The 22456-nt window shown below is 75.1% G+C and carries 2 protein-coding genes; one reads left to right on the forward strand and one right to left on the reverse strand.

Going from position 1 to position 22456, the window contains the following annotated elements; translation table 11 throughout:
• Positions 1 to 5: 5 nt before the first annotated feature.
• Positions 6 to 398 (reverse strand): YbaB/EbfC family nucleoid-associated protein, encoded by a 393-nt coding sequence (locus tag PWG71_RS11010; RefSeq protein WP_274809570.1) that lies wholly within the window; start codon positions 396 to 398, stop codon positions 6 to 8.
• A gap of 796 nt (positions 399 to 1194) precedes the next feature.
• Here PWG71_RS11010 and PWG71_RS11015 point away from each other — a divergent pair.
• On the forward strand, positions 1195 to 22179 hold the full coding sequence (locus PWG71_RS11015) for an ADP-ribosyltransferase (protein ID WP_274809571.1): 20985 nt from the start codon (positions 1195 to 1197) through the stop codon (positions 22177 to 22179).
• The last annotated feature ends 277 nt before the right edge of the window (positions 22180 to 22456 follow it).

The raw sequence follows: 22456 nt of genomic DNA on the forward strand, positions 1-22456 counted from the left end.
GACGGTCAGTCGAAGTCGTGCGGGGAGAAGCCCTGGGCGCGCAGGGCCTCGTCCACGTCCATCTCGCCGCGCAGCACGGCGGCCGTGTCGACGCCTTCGGGGGCGAAGACGTCGTACGCCCGCGCGACCCGGTCCGCCATCCGCCGCTGGGCGCGGTCGATCACCTCGACGAGCGTCGCCGACAGCTCGGCGGCGGCCATGCCCCGGTACGCGTCGGTGTGGAACACGAGCCCGGTGAGGACACCGGTCGCGTCGACCGTCGCGGTCACCAGCCGGTTCCTGGCCGTGGCCTCCTCGGTCGCCGACTCCAGGTCCGCGCCGGCCTCCACGAGCTCCCTCATCGTCGTATCGAGCCGCCGCAGTTCGGCTTCCATCTGCTCCCACATCGATGAACTCATGTCGCCGGATCTCCTTCAAGGTTTTACTCAGATCGTTCACGGCGGGAATGGCCCGTGAAAGCGCCCTGCCGATGGCACTTCGGGCGGCGGCCGGAGCCACCCGGTCCCCGCCGTTCCTCGACAGCGTCCCGGAGGCCCGCCGAGCACCGCCGGCACGACCGCCCGGCCCGCACGGGGACACGGGAAACCGACGCGCCGGAAATGCGACCACCGCCACACCGGACCGTGCAACAAAGGACGCCGCAACGGAACGCTTTACGAATGAGACGAAGAACTCCATTCACCGTCGGATCCCGCCCGTTTTCCTCGGGGAGCGAAGCCGCATCGGCCCGGCAGGTCGGGCGCGCCCGGACGGACCCCGGTCCGCGACCTCGACCCCTGTGATCAGGACGGATCCCGACAGGAGGCACTCCCCCGGCAACACGCACCGGGAAAAGAAACAGAGAAGCAATCGCAGGAAACAGAAAAGAAAGACGAAGGAAGGAGCGCCCCGCGCGGGACGGGACCGCCCCGGCGAAGCCTTCCCTTCCGCCCGACACAACAGGTACCGCACCGGGCGAGGAGAAGGCAAGCCGCAGAGTCGCGACTATACCCATCGGAAACGCACCTCCACATTCCGCGACCGATCGAAAAACCCCGGAAACACGAATGCAACAAAAGTCCACGGCCATCCTCCGCGGAACACCCGGAAACCGGCTGTCCACTTCCACGACTCCGCACGCTGGTGTTACCTTTACCGTCGCTTCGGATACATGTGGCGAGGAAAGGGGCGGGCATGCTGTTCGACCCTCAGAAAATGGGTGACTCAGCACACGATTTCGTCAAAGTGATGCTGGGGATCGACCTGCCCCGGGCCAGCGCACCGGCCATGCGCGCCGCTTCGGAGGTCTACGACGTCCTCGACCAGCGGCTGCACGAGCTCTCCGACGTCATGGACACGACGCGCAACCGCATCCGGAGGAACTTCGGCGGAGCCGCCTCCGACCACTACGACCGCTCCCTCGCGGCCTTCACCAGCGGGGAGAAGGACTACATCGGCAACGCGGCGGGAACGAGCCGCATGCTCTCGGCCGAGCTGCGCAAGGCGGCGGCGAACGTCGACTACATGGTGGCGATGGTCTGGGTCCAGGTGGCCCAGCTCATCGCCGAGATCACCTGGGCCATCGCGACGGCCAAGTTCACCTTCGGCGCCTCCCTGAAGTGGATCCCGGTCTTCAAGGCGATCCGGAGCCTGGCCATCCGGCGGCTCATCGCCTGGTTCCTGGTCACCGTTCCCAGCCACCAGATCGTCAGCCAGGTCTTCGCGAGCTTCGGCGCGCTGATCCAGCGCGTCCAGATCGCCAACGGCGACCGGGACGGCTTCGACCATGACCTGCTGCGCGACGCGCACGTGGGGGCCGTGATCGAGGGGCTCGTCTCCGCCGGCATGTCCGGGGGCGTGGGGGCCTTCGTCAACAGCGGGTTCGCGAACGCCTTCATCCGGAACATCGACGACCTGCGCGGCATGCCGGACCCGCCTCCGCCGCCGCTCAGGAACGGTGCGCCCGACCCGGCGCCCCCTCCGCCGCTCAGGGAGGGCGTGCCCGACCCCGTCCCCCCGCCCCCGGTCAGAGAAGGCGGACCCGACCCCGTCCCCCCGCCGCACACGCTCAACGGCGACCTCGCCGACCTCTTCACCCGCCACCGGGACGAGATGCTGGTCCCGTTCCACCCCAACTCCCCCACCGGGGCGCGCTCCTGGGACAACGCGGTCGAACGGAACGCGTTCCGCGCGGAGATGGCGGGCGTGTTCCAGCGCGCCTTCGCCGAACGCCTGGGCGTCGATCAGGCGCGGCGGCTGGGCGACGACTACGCCGACACCCTGATCCGCTCGTGGGGCGACCCGGACCTGGGCTCCCGGCTGTCCCGGACGATCGGCGACCGGCTGCCCCCGCCCCTGCGCGAGCACCTGTCCGACGTCCCGCAGAACCTGGCCGGCTCGCTGCACGAGAGTGCGCGGGGGTTCTGGCCCTACCTGCGGGGCCTGGGACTGGGCGCGGGGACCGGGGCCGCGGAGGGCGTCCTCGGTGAGGGCCTGGGCGGTGTCGCCGGCGGCCAGGGGTTCACCGTCACCCCCTGGTCCGCCACGTCCGGCGCGACCATGAACACGGCCCACCAGCTGACCACCGACTCCGCGCTGGCGGGCATCGACGCGCTCAGCGGCCCCGGCGGCACCCTCCTTCCTCCCGACCTCCCCCCGCCCCCGGAGCCGGAGCGGCCCACCCGGGCCGAGGAGGACCCGGCACAGGGCGGGGCTCCCGTGGCGGGGCCCGCCACCGGCAACGGCGGCGGGAGGCCGACGCCCGCCGGCGGTCCGGTCATCGCCGAGATCACCGTCGTCCCGCCCGTCGGCGGCGATGAGCCCGCCCGGGGTGACGGAGACGGATCGCACGGCGGCGGGGACGAGGCCCCGGCGAACGGCGCGGACGCGCACCGCACCGGCGGCTCCCCCGTCCCGAACGCCGGTGACCAGGACACCCCTGCGGCCCGGAGGCCGCGGGACCACGACCCGGACGGGGACGGCGGCGCGGACGCGCGCGGGCCCAACCCTCCCGAACGAACCGCCGGGACGCCGGAGGCCCCGGCCGCCCGCCACGACCCGGGCGGGGCGGACCACACCGACGCGCATCGTTCCGGAGACGCCCCCGCCCCGCTCGCCGGAGACCGGCACGACCCGGTCGCCGGGACCTCCCGGGACCGCGCCCCGGTCCCCTCGCACGAGGAGGGCACCGAGGGCTCCCCACCGCTCCCGGCCGCCGTGACGCCCCCGGCCGGCGCCGACCGCGCCGCACCGCCGCAGGGCACGGCTCCCCCCGGCCGACCGTCCGGCGAGGCGGGCGGGCAGTCCCGCCCGGGGCCCCAGGAGACGCCGCGGTCCCGTCCGGAACCGCCTCCCGTCGGCGAGGCCGGTCCCGAGCGGAACGGCTCCCTCTCTCCCGTCACCGTGGAGTCCCCCGCCCCGGCCGGCGGCCGGGAGACCGCGGCCCCGGCGACGGAGAGCACATCCGTCCCGGGCGACCCGGCCCCCGCCGGAACCGGCCGGTCGGGGACGGACGCGCCCCCCGCGCCGCCGACGGCCGTCCCCTCCACCGCGAACCGGAACGGGAGCGCGCCCCCGTACTCGTTCGACGCCTCGCTCAACCCCGTCGTCGGCGTCCCGGGCCTCCGGGACGCCGACGACGACAACGCCTCCCTCGGCGACACGGAATCCGACACGTCGTCGCTGTTCGACGAGGCCGCGTCCGACACGTCGAGCCCGGACACCGCCTGGTCGGACACCGAGGACGCGCCGCCCGCCGGGGCCGCCCCCGGGCACCCGGCCGTGAAGGACCCGAAAGAGTCGGAGGGCGTTGCCGACACCCCCGGCACGGTTCCCGGGTCCGGCCCCCTGGCCTTCCCCGTGACCGAGAGCGGTCCGGCGGGGCGCGCTCCCTCCGTTTCCGCCCCCTCGGACGGACCGGCCCCGGCCACCGTGCGCACCGACCCGCAGACGCCCCCGTCCGGGGAGGGCGCACCCGGGACCGCGCGCCCGGAGACGGACGGCGGGGAGGCGGCCCCCGTCGGCGGCCCCGCGGACGCACGCGCCGAACGCGCCGCCGACCTGGTCGCGCAGGCCCGACGGCACCTGGGCGACGGGGACGTCGCCCAAGCGCGGGCGGTGAGCGCGGACATCCAGGACCTGCTCTCCCCCCGGCCCGACGACGGCGCCCCGCAGAACCCCTCCGTGCGCAGGGCCCGCACCCTGGCGCTCGGGCTGGTCTTCACCCTGTCCGACCCGGCGGACCGGCGGGCTCCCGCCGACCGGGACGCCTTCTCGGCGGACAGGGCCGAGGACGCCGCCACCCTCCTGGGGGGCGTCGAACGCAACCTCCGGGACCGCCACGACGCGGCGCGCGCCCGGCTCTGGCTCCCGGGCGGCAGCCTGACCACGCAGTACGTCCGCGACACCCTGCCCGCCGCCCCTCCGACAGGCGCGCCGGAGAACGGCGGGGCGCCGGTGCCGAGCACCGGGGACGCCCCACCCGCCGCCGCGACCACGACGCCCGACACCACCGGTGGCACGCCGGTCCCCACACAGAGCGCGGGCACGGACACGCGTCCGGCACCGCCCGCCGCAGGCCCCGGACGCACGGCGGACGGCGCATCCGACACCCCCGGAAAGGCGGGTACCGACCCCACCGCCTCCGGGACCGACCCGAGCGCCGACGCCCGCGCCGCGTCGGTCCTGAGCCGCCTGCCCGAACTCACCCGGGCCCTCGCGGACAACGACATCCCCGGGGCCCGGGCCCTGGGAGCCGAGTTCTGGAGGCTGCTGCGACCCGCCGGCGGTCCGGCCCCGGAGAACCGCTCCGTCCGCGAGGCGCGCACGCTCGCGCAGGCACTGGTGTACGTCGTCTCCGACCCCTCCGACCGGCGGGTCCCCCTGAGCGGCGGGGCCATCCCGCCCGAACGCGTCCGGGACGCCGAGGTCCTGGCCCGGGGCATCGGCCGCCACCTCCGGGACCGCCACGACCCGGTCCGCGCCCGGCTCTGGCTGCCCGGCGGGCGGCTCACGACGGACTACGTCCGCTACGCGATGCAGGACCCCGCGGACCGGGGGCCGTCCCCCTACGGCGCGCCGGTCACGGCGACGACCGTCAACATGGCGTTGGTGGACGGCGAGGGGAGCACGTCGACGCCGGTCCGGACCGAGGACCCCGGATCCCGTGCGACGGACGGGGGCACCGAGCCCCCTCCGTCCCCGCTCTCCCCCGCCGAGGCCGCGATCGTGGCGGAGCGGGCCCGCGCGACGGCGGAGAACGCCCTGGGCCTGGCACGCGGGGCCGCGGACCGGGTGTCCGCGGCGGCCCGGACGGCGACCGACGGCACCACCGCGACCTCGGACGCCGTGGCCGCCGCAGAACAGGCCGTCCGGGCACGCGAGGAGGCCGCCCGCGCGGCCGGAGCGGCACGGGACGCGGCGCGCCTGGCCGTCGAGGCCGGCCGAGGGACGGCCTCCGCCCTCGACCGTGCCGGGCAGGAGGTCCGGGGGACGGCTCCGGGCACGGACGCCCACCGCGCCGCCGCCGACGCCGAGGCCGCCGTCCGCACCCGCCACGAGGAGACGGTGCGGCTGCGGGACGAGGCGGAGCGCCACGCGCGGGACGCCGAGGCCGTGCTCCGCGACGCCGCCGCGACCGCGGACGACGCGCTGACGGCCGTCTCCCGTCGCGTCGCCGGGGACGCCGAGCAGTACGCGGCCAGGGCGGGCCGCGCGGCCGACGGAGCGGCCCACGCCCTGCGCGTCACACGCGAGGCCGCGGACCGGGCGACCCGGGCGACCCGGGAGGTCGTCGACGCCGCCGACACCGCGACCGCCGTGACCGCCGCGGAACAGGCCCTCCAAGCGCGGGACGCCGCCTCCACCGGGGCCGAGTCGGCGCGGCTGGCCGCGAACCAGGCGCAGGCGTTCGCGCAGCGTGCGTCCGATTCGGTCGCACTCGCGGAGCGGATCACCCGCGTGGCCACCCCCGGCACCGACGCCCACCGCGCCGCCGCCGACAACGGGACCGCGGCGCGCGACCACCGCGAGCAGGCGGACCGGCACCGGGACGAGGCGGAGACACGCGTGGGCGAGGCGACCACCGCGCGCCACGCCTCCACCACCGCGACCGTCGACGCGCTGGCCGCCGCGGTGGACCGGGCCGCGTTCGACTCCGCGGGGACCCGTATGGCGGCCGACGAGGCCTACCGCCGGTCCGGGATCGCGGAGAACCGGCGCGCACGGGTGGAGGAGGCCGTCCGCGCGGCGGCACAGGCCGACGCCGCGCGACCCCGGCGGTTGCAGGACGTCCAGGACGCGGCCCGCCGGCTCACCGACGCCGTCCGCGAGACCCGGGAGGCGGCCGATGCCGCGGGGCGAGCGCGCACCACCGCGGAGGCCTCGGCCGATCCCGGGCGCGTCGCCGGCACCACCGCCGCCCTCGACTCCCTCGTCAGAGTGGCCACCGAACTGCGCAACTCCGAGGTGGAGACGCATCCGGACACCGCGCGGCTCACGGCCGACCTCATGCGGACCAACTGGGTGATGGGCGGCGCGCGCCGCCTGGTCGGGGACACCGGGAACGCGCTCGCCGACGCGCGGCGGTACGCGCGGAACACCGAGGACTCGGCCGACCGCGCCGAGGCGCTGCTCCCCGGCGACCTCCCGTCCCCGTCCCGGCTGCACGAGAAGACGGACACGCGCTACGACCTGGAATACCTCGTCACCTCGCGGCTGAGCGGACCCGACCGCCTGTTCACCAGAGCCGCGCACCAGGCGGTCGCGGACATCGTCCGCGACCGGATCACCGACCCGCCCGCCGACCTCACGCGGTTGGTCGACACGGCCCTGAGCGACGTGGCCCACGAGCACGGGATGCTCGTCTTCTTCGCCCCCGGGGGACGGGAGATCACCGTCACCGACCCAGGCACGGACACCGGCACCGACGGGGCCGACGCCCCCCGGTCCTGGACCGTCCGCGTCGCCCTGGCCTCGGAGGACCCCGGCGGGTACCGGCACCTGGACGTCGAGCACCGGGAGTCGGGAGCGCCCCTGGAGTCCCGGGAGGAGGAGCGCAGTCACTCCACCACCACCGGGGGCACCTCGTCCTACGACCCGCGCCGCATCCTCGCGGCGCGCTTCACGGGAAGTCCCCTGCTGCTGGGCGACGTCAGCGGGTCCGCGGCGGGCCCGTGGGTGACGGTGGGCGGCAGTTTCTCCCGCGGGCAGCGGGCCGCGTCCCAGGGAGGGACGACCGAGGCCGCCTCCAAGATCGAGTACACGACCTTCGCCAAGCCCGAGTTCTACGCCAACGACCTGCGGGTGTGGGCCGAGGTGACCGCGGGGCCGGAAGGGGCCGGGGCGGCCGACGACGGCGGGAGCGACACCGGGGGGGCTCCTCCGCCCGCAGTCGGGTTCCCGATCGGCTCCTCCGTGGTCCGCGACGGCATGGTGTTCACCCTGGCGGGCGAGGTCCAGGGGCGGCCCGACGAGATGCCCCGGCACATCGACCTCGCCCCGGGCGCCGGCGAGGGGACCGGCCCGGGGCGCCGGCCCCGCAACCTCGGCCCGGTGGGCGGCCTGCCCATCGCCGTCCACAGCGTCACGCCGAACACCCCGGTCGGGAGCGGCCCCGCGCACACCGACCTGGGCTCCTGGGTCGCCGACTACCTCGTCTCCGACACCTACCGGCTGAACAGGGAGGTGAGCAGCGAGAACGCCGCCGTCCAATGGATGAAGGACGTCACCGGGCCGGGAACCGGCCAGGACATCGCGCAGTGGAAGCATGAGATCCGGGAGGTCCTCAACAACGACTCCTTCCAGGAGTACCTCCCCCATCTGGACCGGGGTCCGGTCACCGTGAGCGTCTCCCACCCCCGCCTGGGCGAGGTGATGATGGAGTTCTCCGCGACGCCGCGCGACTACCGGATCAAGGACCACAGCCCCCTGATCGACGACGCGACCTTCAAGGAGAGCATCAAGGACGAGACCAGCCTCACCCAGAGCCGGAACACGAGCTTCACCCTGACCGGGGGAACCGGTTTCGGCCTGGTGGCCGAACTCCCCTCCGGAGGCACGCTCCGTGTCAACGCACCCCACGTGGAGGCCACCTGGTGGCGGTCGCTCTCCTCGGAGAGCCACAACACCTCCGGATCGGGAGAGCACCGCTCCCTGGGCCGCTACGTCTCCTCCACGGAGAAGTTCGCCGCCTACCAGGCCACCCACGACCTGTCCGTCCACGTCCAGGGTGAGGCGGCGCCCCACCGCTTCACGGTCACCGGCGTGGAACTTCTCCCCGGCGAGACCGCGGGCCGACTGGACCGGGCCGCGCGGAACGAGGAGGCGGCGGACGGCGGGGGCGACGCCGGGCGGCGCCCGCCCTTCCCGCACCTGGAGTCCGACAACCCCGTGCACTTCCGCGGCTCCCACTTCCTGGGCCTGGAGTGGAGCGGACCCGCCCCCCGGGACGCGGGCGAGGGCGAACCGGCGGTCGACCGGGACGCCGACGACACCGGGGACGACGGGGGCTCGGAGACCTCCCGGGCACCGGCGCCGCCGGTCACGTCGGACGACCGGCGCGGCGTACTGGAGCGGTACCTGGACGACGTGTTGGCCGGGATCGCACGCGAGCACCCGGGCCTGGTCATCCCTGAACTCGCCCGCGACCGGGACACCTACGCGCACAGGCCCGGACGGGAGGGGTCCTCCTACTTCGAGCGTTCCTTCCGCGAGCACTGGGGGTTCCGCCGCTCCTACGACACCGCCTACAAGAACACGATGCTGGTGCGCGACACCATCCAGGGCATCCGGGGGACGGACGCCCTGGAAAGGCTCGCCCGCCCCGGGGAGGGCCTGCCCCTCCGGCTCCGGGAGTCGGCGACGGTCGACCCGACCCTGATGGCGAAGCTGAAGGAGTTCTTCCGCCCGGACACGGTCACCGTCCGGCTGCACGCGCAGTTCGGCCGGCTGTCCCACGACGGGACGAGCACGGCGGAGACCGGCCTGCGGGTGCGCGGAACCGCTTCGGCCTCCACCGAGTCCGCGACGGGGAGCGCCTTCACCCTCGCCGTCTCCGCGGGTTCGGGCATGGTGCGCTCGGCCGAAGGCGACGCCCGCGGGTTCGCGCGGCTGCTCGGCGGGTTCATGGCCTCGGTGGGCTACAACCGGGTCAACCACTTCGACGCCGCCTACGGCCTGGAGCACAAGTCCGACGCCCGCCTGTTCTTCCCCGAGGGCTCGGACCGGTGGAACGGCGAAGTGACCCTCGGCGCCCGCCTGCACGACTACGACGCCGACGAACAGGCCTACGGCACCGACCAGGGCACGGAACTGCTGGACCGGCCCGTCAAGGCGACCTACTCCCTGATCACGGCCACCACCGTCGGAGACAACCTGGCCTCCCCGGAACCGGCACCGGACCGGGCCGACGAGGAGCAGGCGGCGCTGTCCCCCGAAGAGGCGCGGGAGATGCTCGACCCCCGCCCGGGGCGCCGCGACCCCGCCGAGGAGGACACCGCGGAGACCGGGGACGGGACCGGCACCACCCGCGAGGAGACGGCGCCGGAGACCGGGACCACACCGCCCGAGGAGACCGGGGCGACCTCCGAGGCGGAGGGCGAGAGCCCGGCCGCCCCGGAGACCGACAACACGCGCGTCCTGCTGGACCACGGCGCGATCATCGAGCACGTCAACCCCCTGCTCCAGGAGACCGGCGACACGGGACCGGGGCCGGGCCGCGGCCTCCTGCGCCGCACCCTCGACGCGTTCTCCCGCCCGCGCCGGTTCTGGTCCGATGGGGGGAGGATGAAGCTGTCCGCCTTCCTGGACGGCGTCGGCGGCGCGACCCTGCTGTCCAACCTCATGTCCCCCACCGCGGTCGCCTCCGATCCCGCGTCCTTCTCGGAATCGGGCCGCCGCAGGCGGATCGAGGTGCCCGGCACCTGGCTGTCCCCCAACGACATGCGGGCTACCGGGGTCACCAGGGTCACGGTCGGCGAGATCACCGACCTGCGGCAGACCAGGGCGCAGGTCACCGTCCAGTCCGAGACCGCATCGACGGCGTCCGCCGCGGTCACCAGGATCGGCGGCTTCTTCGCAAGGTTCACGGGCTTCGCCGGCGGGACCACCAACACCATCGAGGAGGGCGGGGCCGACTCCGGCGTCGACCGGTCCTCCGCCGACGGCATCGTCCCCATGGCCGGCCCCTCCCACAACCGGAGCCTCTTCCGCCGGGGCGAGACCACCGACTCGGGCGTCTCCTCCGCCTCGGGGCTCCTCCTGCTGCCCAGGTCCGCGGCCGTCTACGCCTTCACCGCCGCGGGCACGATCGCGCAGGCGTGGGAGTTCAAGAAGCACCGCGGACTCAACTTCCCCAACTGGTGGACCCACAGGTACACCGGTTGGAAGACCCGCGTCGACGACCTCGTCTCCGGCTACATCACCGCCCGCGACGCCGAACAGGCCGGCATCATCACCGACGCCGTCACCCACGGCGACGACGGCACCCCCGCCCCCGCCACCCAGCCCAACCCCACACCACCGCCCCACGCCCGCGTCCGCCCCGGATTCGACAGCGCGGGCCGCCAGGCCCTGCCCGTCGACCCCGCCCGCGCCGTGGACACGTTGGAGACGCACCTGCGCACGCACGGTCTCACCCTCAGCCGCGGAGGCAAGGAACGCCTGCTCGTGACCCTGTCCGAGCAGTTGGGGACCGCCACGGACGCGCTTCCCCCGATCCCCGTGAACGTGGTGTCGACGGACCGCAACGCCCACTTCTCCAAGCCCGCCCGGGTCCTGGTGGACCTGACCAGGACCGCCCCCCGGGTCGACTACGTCACCTCCGCCGCCGCCACCGTCGAGACCCACTCCTGGCAGGCCGAGAACTCGCACCAGGACTCCCGCGAGAGTTCCAGCACCACGGGGTGGAACTTCGCCCCCTGGCAGACCAGCGGTAAGAACGGCGGCAGCGACCCCCCGCCGGACAGCAGCCTCTTCCTCACCTCGCCCTTCGCGGGGGCCGACAGGACCCAGAACGAGTCCCAGGGGCGTTCCTCGTCCTCGGAGACCACCCACACCATCGTGATGGAGTCCTCCGGCCCCTACGTGAAGGTCTCCCAGGACGCCTCCCTCACCCTGACCATCGAGGTGGACGGCGACGGACTGGTGCCCACCGCGGGGATCCGGCAGGGCGGGAAGTCCCCGTACCTGGAGTACAAGCCGCCGATCAGGGAAACGGTGACGGTGGACGGCGGGCGGATCCGCACCTTCCACCTGGGTTCGTCGCTCGACTTCACCCCGCCGGCGGCACCCGCCGCGGCCCTGGACGCCGTGCCCGCGCCGCCCGCCGCCACACCCCGCGCGGGCGACACGCTCGCGGACGCCGTCACCACCGCCACCGGCGAGCTGACCCCGCCCCCGGCCGCCCTGCGCGACGCGATCATTATGCCCACCGCCGTCCACGGCCCCGACCTGCGCGACACCGCGCTGCGCACCGTCGCCGCGTCGCTCGGCTGGAGGCCCCCCGCCACCCCCGCCTTCGGCCCCACCCCCACCGCCGAACAGCTCGGTGAGCTCAGGGAGCACCACCGGAAGGCGACCGACGACGCCCGCCGCCACATCGCCGACCACCTCGAACTCGACGCCCGCTACACCCCCATCGACAACTCCCTCAACCCCGTCTCCCTCAAGGGCCTCCTCTCGCACAACCTCGGCCGCCCCTCCGGGACCGACATCCTGCGGATCGGGCGCACCCGGTGGCGCGCCGCCGCCACCCCCGACTTCACCGGCGCCCGCATCATCACCGCCCGTCCCGACGCCCGGCTCGTCCACAAGGAGGCCGAGGGGCAGGGCGTCTCCCACAGCCGCTCCCAGGGCGGCGGCACCAACACCACCACGGCGTTCCGACCCACCGGCCACGACACCGTCGATGCCGGCAACAGCGACCGGAACGCGTTCCTGACCGGTTCCGGGGACGGCACGGCGCGCACGATCACCGGCGAGTCGCCCACGGGCGACGACCTGGCCACGGGCGAGCCCTCCGACATGGAGCGGCAGCGCCTCGGCACCGCCTACCTGGTGGAGTTCGACACCACCTGGACCATTGGCGCACGCACCGACGAGAAGGCGTTCTTCGGCGGCACCACCCCGCGTCAGTTCACCTCCCACCACACGAACAGGACCAGCGCATGGATCTCCCAGAGCGACGCCATCGCCCTGGGCGTCCTCACCCCCGAGCAGGCGGCGGCCGCCGACGCCCCCATCACCGCCGAGTACAACGCCTCCAAGGCCATGGGCGACGCCGAGGCCGCCTACACCGAGGAGCGCGCCAAACTCCCCGCCCTGGTCAAGGCTTACCTGGACGCCCACACGGCCCACGCCGCCGCTGCCACGCCCGCGAACCGCACCGCCCTCGACGCCGCCCGCACCGCCTACGAGGCCCAGGACGCCGTCTACCGGACCACCCTGGGCACCTACAACGACGCCATCGCCGCCTGGACCACCGCGGCCAACGCCACCCGCACGCACCTGGACGGCATGACACCTCCCGGTGCCCCGCCGGCCCCGGCGCCCCGCACCACCTCCAGCGCGCCCCTGGGCGACCAGCTCCGCCCCGTGTTCGGCCTCGGGCCCAGGGAGACCTCGGCCACGACCGACGGGGGCGGCACGACGACGGAACCGGGATCGCGCGCTCCGGCCCCGGTCCCCGCGGTCGAGGCGTCCGGTTCCGGCACCACCTCCGGCCCGGTCGTGTTCGCCCTGACCGACATCACCGGGGAGGTGCGGGACCCGGACGAGGACGCGGCCGGGATGAGCGGCGCCCAACTCGACTCCCTCGCCCGCGGACTGGGGCTGACCGACACCGACGACACGGCGGCATCCGGCTCCGGGACCATCCGCCGTCTGCCCACCGGAGCCGACGCCGACCGCTACGGCGACCTCCTGCACGACCCCGGTTACAACCCCAACGCCTTCGACGCGCAGCCCACCGCGACCCAGGACGCGGTCGCCGCCTACACCCGGTCCGCCTGGCTGAACCGCATCGCACGGATGAGTCCGCTGAACGAGGCGACGGTGCAGGCCGAGCTGGACCGGATCCGGGACGAGAGCCGGTCCCACCCCGGATGGCAGGTCTACGAGATCGGCGGCGGCCGGTGGCCCGACCTGGCGCGGCTGGAGGAGGCCGCGGAGCAGGGCGGCCTCAGCCCCGAGCAGGAGGGGGTCGTCCGCCGCGTCCTCGACAGCCGGTACCCGCAGGCGGCACTGGACGACCTCTACGAACGCTCCGGCCGCGCGGGCCGGATCGCCGAGTCCCTCGCCCTGCGCGGGGAAACGGCCCACTTCCCCGACTCCTCCGAGGTCCTGGCGCTGATCCGGCGCCTGGACCGCGCCACCGGGCAGCCCTTCCCCGAGGGTTTCGAGGCCGTGCACGGCATGTACCAGCACCAGCACCTGCTGGGCGAGGGCAGCACCGACGCCCGCAGCCTCGCGGGGACCACGCACGTGGAACAGGGGTACTTCTCGGTCTCCCTCGGTACCGTTCCGTCCGCGTCCGGCGGCTCCCCCATCGACCTGATGCGGCTGACCGTGCCGGAGAGCGCCCGGGGCCTGTGGGTCGGCGACCGGAGCGAACACCCCGGCGAGCGCGAGGTGATCCTCACCCGGGGGACCCGCTACCGGATCAACACGGTCGAGCCCTGGGGTCGCGGCTACCTGTTCCACGCCGAGATCCTGCCCCCCGCGCACGACGCCGACGGGCCCGCCGCGCAGGCCCCGACCGGGGCGGGCGAGGCGCTGGACCGCATCGACCGGGCCCTGGCCGCGGACGACACGGCAACGGCCCTGGCCGAGGTACGCGGGGCGGCGGAACGCGTCGCCGCGGACCTGGCCTCCGTCCTCCGGGACGTCGGCGGCCCCGGCCGGAGCGCGGCGATCGACCGCCTCGAACGGCTCAGGGACGCGGCCGAGCGGCTGGCGGACCGAGCCTCCGCGATGGCCGACACCGCCCCGGAGGCGGTCACCGTCACGGTCGCCCTGGTCGCGGACCTGGCCGCCACAGCGCAGGGCGCCGCCGCGCGCAGTGCCGCCGAGGCGGCCGCGGCCCGGGACGCGGTACCCGAGCCGCCCGAGGTGGACCCCGAGGACCCGGACCGGATCACCGACGCCGCACGGGAGCGCGACACGGCCATCACGCGGGTAACCGACGCCGCCGCCGCGCGCGACGACGCCGAACGCGCCGCCCGGATCGCCTACGAGGCCGCCGACACCGCCGCCCGCACCGCACGGACCGCCGAGGACGGGGGCGGGCCCCGGGTCGGGGAGGCGCGCGCGGCCGCGGAGGCGGCGGACGCCCGGCGCCGCGCCGCGATCACGGCCGCCGAGGACGCTGCCGACCGCCACGACTCCCTCACGCGCAGCGTCAACATAGCCGCGAACATCGCCGTCGGTATCGCCCTGGACGACGTGGCCGCCGCCCGCGGGGACGCAGCCGAGACGACGGCCGCCCTCGACCGGGCGCGGTCCCTCGCGGACCTGACCGCCCCGGGCTCCGCGGCACGCGCGAAGCTGAACATGCGCATGACCATGATGGGGCTCTCCGCCCCCGGCTCCGACGGCCCCGTCGTGTTCGCCGTGACCGACACCGCCGGGGAGGTGCGGGACCCGGACGGGGACGGCTCCGGGATGAGCGGCGCCGACCTCGACTCCCTCGCCCGCGGCCTGGGGCTGACGGACGCGGACGACACGGCGGCGTTGGTCGAAGTACGCGAGGCCGCCGAGCGGCTGTCCGCCGAGGCCGTGGGTCTGGCCGCCACCCTCCGGAACGCCGGCGGTCCCGACCGGACCGCCGCGATCGACCGCCTCGAACAGCTCAGGGACGAGGTCGAACGGCTCGCGGACCGGGCCACGGCGATGGCCGGCACCTCCCCGGAGGCGGTCGGCACAGCGGTCGGCCTGGCCGCGGACCTCGCCGCCGCCGCGCAGCACGCCGCGGCACGCGGCGCGACCGACGCCCGGACGGCCCGGGACGCGGTACCCGAACCGCCCGCGCCGCCCCCCACCGACCTGGACGGGATCACCGACGCCGCACGGGAGCGGGATTCCGCGGTCGCACGGGTCACGGACGCCGCCGCCGCGCGCGACGACGCCGAACGCGCCGCCCGCATCGCCTACGAGGCCGCCGACACCGCCGCCCGCACCGCACGGACCGCCGAGGACCGGGCCCGCGCCGAGCAGGCGCGCACGGCGGCGAAGGCGTCCGACGCCGAACGGCGCGTCGCGGTCACCGCCGCACAGGACGCGGCCGGCCGACAGGAGGCCCTCGCACACGCCGTCGACACGGCCGCGGCGGCCGGAGTCGGCACCGCCCTCGACGCGGCGGCCACGGCCCACGGCAACGCCCGCGACGCCGCGGCGGCCGTGGAACACGGCCGGGACGAGGCCGTCACGGCGGCCGTGGACGCGACCGACGCGCGGAACCGCGTGGGAGAGGCCCTGGCGTCGGGTGACCGGGACGCGGCCGTCACCGAGGCGGTGCGGGCCCTGCGTGAGGCCGACACCGCCCGGGACGCCAGGGACGAGATGGTCAGGCAGGCCGGGATCGCCGACCGGGAGTCCGACGCGGCGAGGGCCGCCCTCGACCGGGCCCGGTCGATCGCGGACCTGACCTCCCCGGGCTCCGAGGCACGCACGGCGCTGGACGCGCGGACGCGCACCGCACCGCTCTCCGACACCGCGGATGCGAGCGGTCCGTCGGCCCAGGACCGGACCCGGGCCGACGCGGCGGTGCGCACCGCGCGGGCGGCCTCCCGCGAGGCCCTCTCCCTTCCCCTGGACTCCGTGCGCCTGCACGGCCGCGAGGCCCGGGAGTCGGCGGAGCTGGCGGTGAACGACGCCGACGCCCTGGTCACCGACACGGAACGGCAACGGGAGGAGGCCGCCGCGGCCGCGCGGACCACCCGCGCGGCGCTGGACCGGACACGCGTCGCGGGAGACCGGGCCGGGGCCCGCGCCGCCCGGGACGAAGCCGCCACCGCGGCTGACCGCGCGCAGGACCTGGCCCGCGGGGCCCGCGCGGCGCTCACCGACGCCCGTGCCGCCCTGACCGCGTCCTCCGACCTGTACGACTCCGCGATCGACGCGGCGCGCGCGGACGCGGACGCGGTGCGGCGGATCGCCGCTCTCGCCCCGGGCAGCACGGCGGCGGCCGAGACCGCCTACCGCACGCACACCGCGGTCCACACCGCAGAGGCGCGGATGGAAGCCGACGTGGACCGCCTGGAGCGCGCCGAAGAAGGCCTGCATCAGGCGGAGGAGGCCGTCCGCCGGATCGAGGAGCTGGCCGCGCAAGCGCGCAGGGCCGCCGACGACGCCCGCGAACAGGCCGAGCACCCGCGCGTGTACCCGGGGACGGTGCGCAGGGACGGGTCCGCCGACACCTACGACCTGGACTACCTGGTCCGGTCTCGGATCATCGGCCCGGACCGCCTCTACACCGAACGCGTGCCCGAGGTGGTCGGCCACCTGATCACCGCCCAGGCACCCGACATGCCCGCGGCCCTGCACGCGAACGTGGCCGCGCGGATCGACCACATCGCCCGCGAACACGGAATGGCGGTCTTCTTCTCCCCCGAGGGCGTCGACGTGACGGTCACCGACGGCACCGGGGACGACGCCCGCACCTGGACGGTCCGCGTCGCCCTGGAGTCGGCCGAACCCGACGGGTACCGCCACCTCGCCCTGCCCCACCGCGAGGCCGGGGCACCGCTGGAGTCGCGGGAGGAGGAACGCTCCCACTCCGCGAAGACGAGTGGGACCTCCACCCACGACCCGCGCCGGGGCATCAGCGGGCGGTTCACCGCGAGCCCCCTGCTCCTGGGGGACGTCACCGGCGCTTTCGCGGCCGGTCCCTGGCTGACCGCCGGAGGCGGCTACGCGGGGGGCCGGCGCGGCGCGTCCTTCGGGGGGAGCGAGCAGGTGGGCTCCGACCTGGAGTACACGACCTTCAGCCCGCCCGAGGTCTACCTGGGCGACCTGCGCGTCCGGGTGAGGGTCACCGAGAACGCCGACGGGGAGCCGGACACCGGCGCCGCTCCCGGGGGCACCCCTCCCGCGGACCCGGGCGACGGGTTCCAGAGCGGTGTGGTCGAGAACGGTGTGGCGCTCGTGCTGGCGGGCGAGGTGAAGGCGAGACCGGACGGGACCCCCGACCGCATCGACCTGAGGGCCGACCGCCCCGGCGGCGACGGCGCGCACGCGCGGACTCCGAACCGTCCGGTCGGCGCCCTCCCGATCTCGGTCACCTCGGTCACACCGCGCGGGGACGGCGCGGGCAGGCACAGCGAGCTGGGCTCCTGGCTCGCCGAGTACCTCGTCTCCCGGGACTACGCCCCGCATCGCACGGCCATGGACTCCCTCGTCATGAGGCTGATGAGGAAGAGCACCGAGGCGAGGATCCGCGAGTGGCAGGCGGAGATCCGGGCCTTCTTCGACAACGACTCGGTCCAGGAGTACCTCCCCTTCCTGGGTTCGGCGCCGATGACCGTCAGCGTGACGCACCCGGTCCTGGGGGAGGTCATGCTGCGGCTGTCCTCGACCCCCGACAGGTACACCGCCAAGGCGCACACCCCCCTGATGGACGACGCGACCCTGAAGCACACCGTCGAGACGAGCACGGCTCTGGGGGTGAGCCGCAACAGCGGCTTCACCGCGACCGTGGGAGGCGGCTTCGGCGTCCTCATCCCGCTGTCCACCGGCGGGTCCATCCGCCTCAACATGCCCCACCTGGAGTACACCTACTGGCGGTCGCTGTCCTCCCAGGCCGAATCCGGCTCCGAGGCCGGGCACAACCGCTCGCTCGCGCGCTATGTGTCGGACACCGAGACGTTCACCGCGTTCGACTCCGAGAGCACCCTGTCGGTGCAGGTCCAAGGGGAGACGACGGCCCACGAGTTCGACGCGCGCGCCGTGGAGATCCTCCCGGGAGAGGGCTCCGCCGCCCTCCAACGCGCGGTCTCGGGCGAGGAGGCCCACGACGGCGCCGACGCCGGACGGACCCCGCCCCTCCCCCACCTGCGCGGCACCCGCGTCACGGACTTCTCCGGCACCCACCACGACACGCTCACCCGGGTCCCCCGCCCCGAAGGAGGGGAGACCGCCGCACCATCGGGTGAGGCCCCGGCGGGCGCCGACCCCCGGGACGCGTCGGCGGCCGACGACCGCGGCGTCCTGGAGGAGATCACGGACCGCGTCCTGGCGGGCATCGCGCGCGAGCACCCGGGCCTGGTCATCCCCGAACTGGCCCGCGACCAGCGCACCTACGCCCGCAGGCCGGGCCGGGAGAACGCCCCCTACTTCGAACGGTCCTTCCGCGAGCACTGGGGGCTGCGCCGCGACTACCGGACCGCCTACCAGAACACGATCGACGTGGCGAACACGGTGCGCGACGCCATGCACAACAGCAACCGTGACAGGCTCGCCTCCTCCGAGGGCCTGACCGTCGTGCTCAGGGAGACCGCGAGCATCGACCCATCGCTCATGGTGAAGAACCCCGAGTTCCTGCGCCCCGACGTGCTGACCCTGTCCCTGAAGGCGGACTTCTCCGGGCTGTCGCACCAGGGGACGACGACCGCCGAGACCGGGCTGCGCACGGGGGGAGACTCGACCCTGGCGGCGGAGTCGGGCCGGGGGGCGTCGCACACCCTCACCCTGTCCGCGGGATCGGGCCTGATGCGTTCGGCCGAATCGGACGCCCGGGGAGCGGCCCGGCTGCTCGGCGGCCTCATGGCCTCCCTCGGGCTGAGCCGGTTGAACCACGGGGAGGCCGCCCACGGCGTCTCCCACGGCTCGAACCAGCGGTTCATCTTCCCGGGAGGCTCGGACCGATGGGGCGGCACGGTCGACTTCACCGCCCGGCTGCACACGCAGGAGCCGTCCCTGTCGGGTCGGCCGGACGGCGGTGTGGACCTGCTCGGAGAACCGGTCCGGGCCCGCTACTCCCTGATCACCCCCAAGGACACGGCGCAGGTCCCGCTGCGCGGGGGAGAGGCGAAACCGGCCGGCGACCTCCCCTTCACCGCGCAGGACGCCCGCGCCCTCATCGACCCGCGGCCCGAGGACCTCGCCGTGCCCGACCCGGTGGACGCGGACGGACGCAGGGCGCGGGCGGTGATCGAGAACGGCGCGACCATCGAACGGGTCTCGCTCGCCGTGCCCGGAGGCGACGCCACCCGTTCCTCCGGCGGGGTGCTCCGGCGGGCCTTCGAGGCCTTCACGGACCAGCGCCCGGTGTCGGACGGCCGCAGGGGCAAGCTGCGGGGGTTCCTGGACACGGTCGGAGGGCGGCACTTCTTCACCGACTTCCTCTCCCCCGTCTCCCTGGCCACGGACCCGGCCACCTTCTCGCCCTCCGGGCACCGGGGCCGCGTCGACCTGGGCGGCACGTGGCGCTCCCCGAACGACATGCGCGCCACCGGGGCCACCTCCGTGCAGCCCGAGCGGATCGTGGACGTACACGCGGTCAAGGCCCAGTTGGCGGTGGCGGGTGACACCACCTCCACCGCCTCCGCGGGGGAGCTGAAGCTGACCAGCGCCACCCTCGGGGCCACGGGCTTCGCCGGGGGGACCAGCAACACCATCGAGGAGGGCGGGGCCGCCTCCGGCGCCGACCGGTCCACCGCCGACGGCATCGTCCCCATGGCCGGACCCTCCCACAACTGGAACTTCTTCCGCCGCGGCGAGATCACGGACTCCGGCGTCTCCTCAACCTCGGGGCTGTTCCTGCTGTCCAAGGCGGCGACGGTCTACACGTTCCGGATGGCCGGGACGATCTCCCAGGCCTGGGAGTTCAAGAAGCACCGCGGGCTCAACCTCCCCCAGTGGTGGTCCCACAAGTACGCCGGATGGAAGACCCGCGTCGACGACCTCGTCTCCGGCTACATCACCGCCCGCGACGCCGAACAGGCCGGCATCATCACCGACGCCGTCACCCACGGCGACGACGGCACCCCCGCCCCCGCCACCCAGCCCAACCCCACACCACCGCCCCACGCCCGCGTCCGCCCCGGATTCGACGGCGCGGGACAGCAGCGGCGGCCGGCGGACCCGACCGCCGCGATCCGCGAGCTGGAGGTGCGGCTCCGGGAGCAGGGGCTCAAGCTGACCCGGGGCGGCCGGGAACGGCTCCTCGCCCACCTGACCCGCCGCCTGGGCAGCGCGCCGGGGGCGCTCCCGCCGGTCCCGGTCACGGTGGTCCGGGCCGCCGGGACCTCGCGTTTCCTCCACCGGTCCCAGCCCGCCCGGGTCCTGGTGGAGCTGAACAGGACCAACCCCCGGGTCGACTACGTCACCTCCGCCGTGGCCACCGTCGAGACCCACTCCTGGCAGACCGAGTCGGCTCAGGCCGAGTCGCGGGGGTCGGGCCACACCTCCGGGGCCGCGTTCACCCCGTGGCAGCCCAGCGGAGCGAACGGCGGCACCGGGCCGTCCCCGGACAGCCATTTCGTCTACGCCTCTCCCGCCGCGGGGGCCACCGCCCACCGTTCGACCACGGAGACCGACTCCTCCGCGGAGGAGGAGACCCACACCGTCGTCATGGAGTCGTCCGGCCCCTACGCCAGGGTCACGCACGACACGTCCCTCACCCTGACCCTGGAGACCGGGGGGCGGCCCCCGGTGCGGGCGCAGGCCGACAGCGGCGCCGTCCAGACGTTCCACCTGGGCTCGTCGCTGGACTTCACCCCGCCCGCGGCACCCGCCGCGCCCCTGGACACGGTGCCCGCGCCGCCCACCGCCACGCCCCGCGCGGGCGACACCCTCGCGGGCGCCGTCACCACCGCCACCGAAGCGCTCGGCGATCCGGCACTCGCCCCCAGGATCCGCGACGCCGTCATCATGCCCACCGCCGTCCACGGACCCGACCCGCGCGACACCGCCGTGCGCACCGTCGCCGCGTCGCTCGGCTGGAAACCGCCGGCCACTCCCGACTTCGGGGAGAGCCCGACCGCCGAGCAGCTCGACCGGCTCGGGGAACACCACAGGACGACGACCGGCGACGCCCGCCGCCACATCGCCGAACAGCTCAAGCTCGACCCCCGCTACACCCCCATCGACAACACCCTGAACCCCGTCGCCCTCAAGGGGCTCTTCTCCAGGGCCGTGGGCCAGAGCGCGGGCGTCGACATCCTGCGGATCGGGCGCACCCGATGGCGTGTCGCCGCCACCCCCGACTTCACCGGCGCCCGCGTCCTCACCGCCCGCCCCGACGCCCGGCTCGTCCACAAGGAGGCCGAGGGACAGAGCGTCTCCCACAGCCGCTCCCAGGGCGGTGCCACCTCCGCGACCGCAGGCTTCCGCCCCACCGGCCACCACACCGTCGACGCCGACGACAACGACCGCACCGCGTTCCTCACCGGCTCCGGGGACGCGGCGGCGCGCACCATCACGAGAAGCTCTCCCACCGCCAACGGCCTGGTCACCGGCGAACCCTCCGACATGGAGCGCCAGCGGCTCGGCACCGCCTACCTGGTGGAGTTCGACACCACCTGGACCATCGGCGCCCGGTCCGAGAACACGACCCCCTTCGGTCCGACGGTCCAGCAGTTCACGGCCGATCACACGAACAAGACCAGCGCCTGGATCTCCCAGAGCGACGCCATCGCCCTGGGCATCATCACCCCCGAACAGGCCACCGCGGCGGACGCGCCGATCACCGCCGAGCACCAGGCCGCCAAGACCATGGCCGACGCCGAGGCCGCCTACACCGAAGCGCGTGCCGAGCTCCCCGCCCTGGTGGACGCCTACCTCGACGCCCACGCGGCCCACGCCGCCGACCCCACACCCGCGAACCGCACGGCCCTCGACGACGCCCGCGCGGCCTACGAGACGCGGAACACCGCCTACCGGACCGCCCTGACCGCCTACGACGACGCCGTCACCGCCTGGACCAGCGCGACCAACGCCACCGCCGCCCACCTCGCCGGCCTCACCCGCTCCGACGCCCCGCCATCGCCGCCGCCCGGACCCGCGACCGGCGCACCCCTGAGCGACCGGATGGAGCGGGAGCTGGGGGCGCGCCCCGCGACCGCCTCGCTCCTGGACACGTTCCACAGCGCCCTCAACACGCAGCCCGCGCCCGTCGGGAGGGGGCCGGCGACCGGGGAGGAGACCTCCGGCCCGGAGGTCGGACCGCCCCCCAGGCCGACACCCGGGCCGAACACGGACGACTAGATCACCGTGTTCCTGATGGAGCCGGCGGACCCGGCCGAGGAGGACGGACACCTCCCCGAACCCGGGTGGACGCGCGAGCAGGAGGACGGGATGGCCGACCTCCTGGGGCTGGAGGACCCGGCCGCCCGCGCCGCGGAACTCGATGACCCGGGCACCGACCCGCACACCTTCGACGCGCTGCCCCGGGACCAGCGCGAGGCCGTCGTCGCACAGGCGGCCACCGGCTGGCTCTCGTCCCTCACCTGGATCCCCTCGCTGGACACCGCCGCCGGCGCCG

This window comes from Nocardiopsis sp. N85 (assembly GCF_028882275.1).
In the GTDB taxonomy this organism is placed as follows: domain Bacteria; phylum Actinomycetota; class Actinomycetes; order Streptosporangiales; family Streptosporangiaceae; genus Nocardiopsis; species Nocardiopsis lambiniae.

Bases quoted from the DNA above. Each gene is read 5' to 3' on its own strand.
- PWG71_RS11010 (WP_274809570.1), bottom strand. From the start codon at position 398: ATGAGTTCATCGATGTGGGAGCAGATGGAAGCCGAACTGCGGCGGCTC.
- PWG71_RS11015 (WP_274809571.1), top strand. From the start codon at position 1,195: ATGGGTGACTCAGCACACGATTTCGTCAAAGTGATGCTGGGGATCGAC.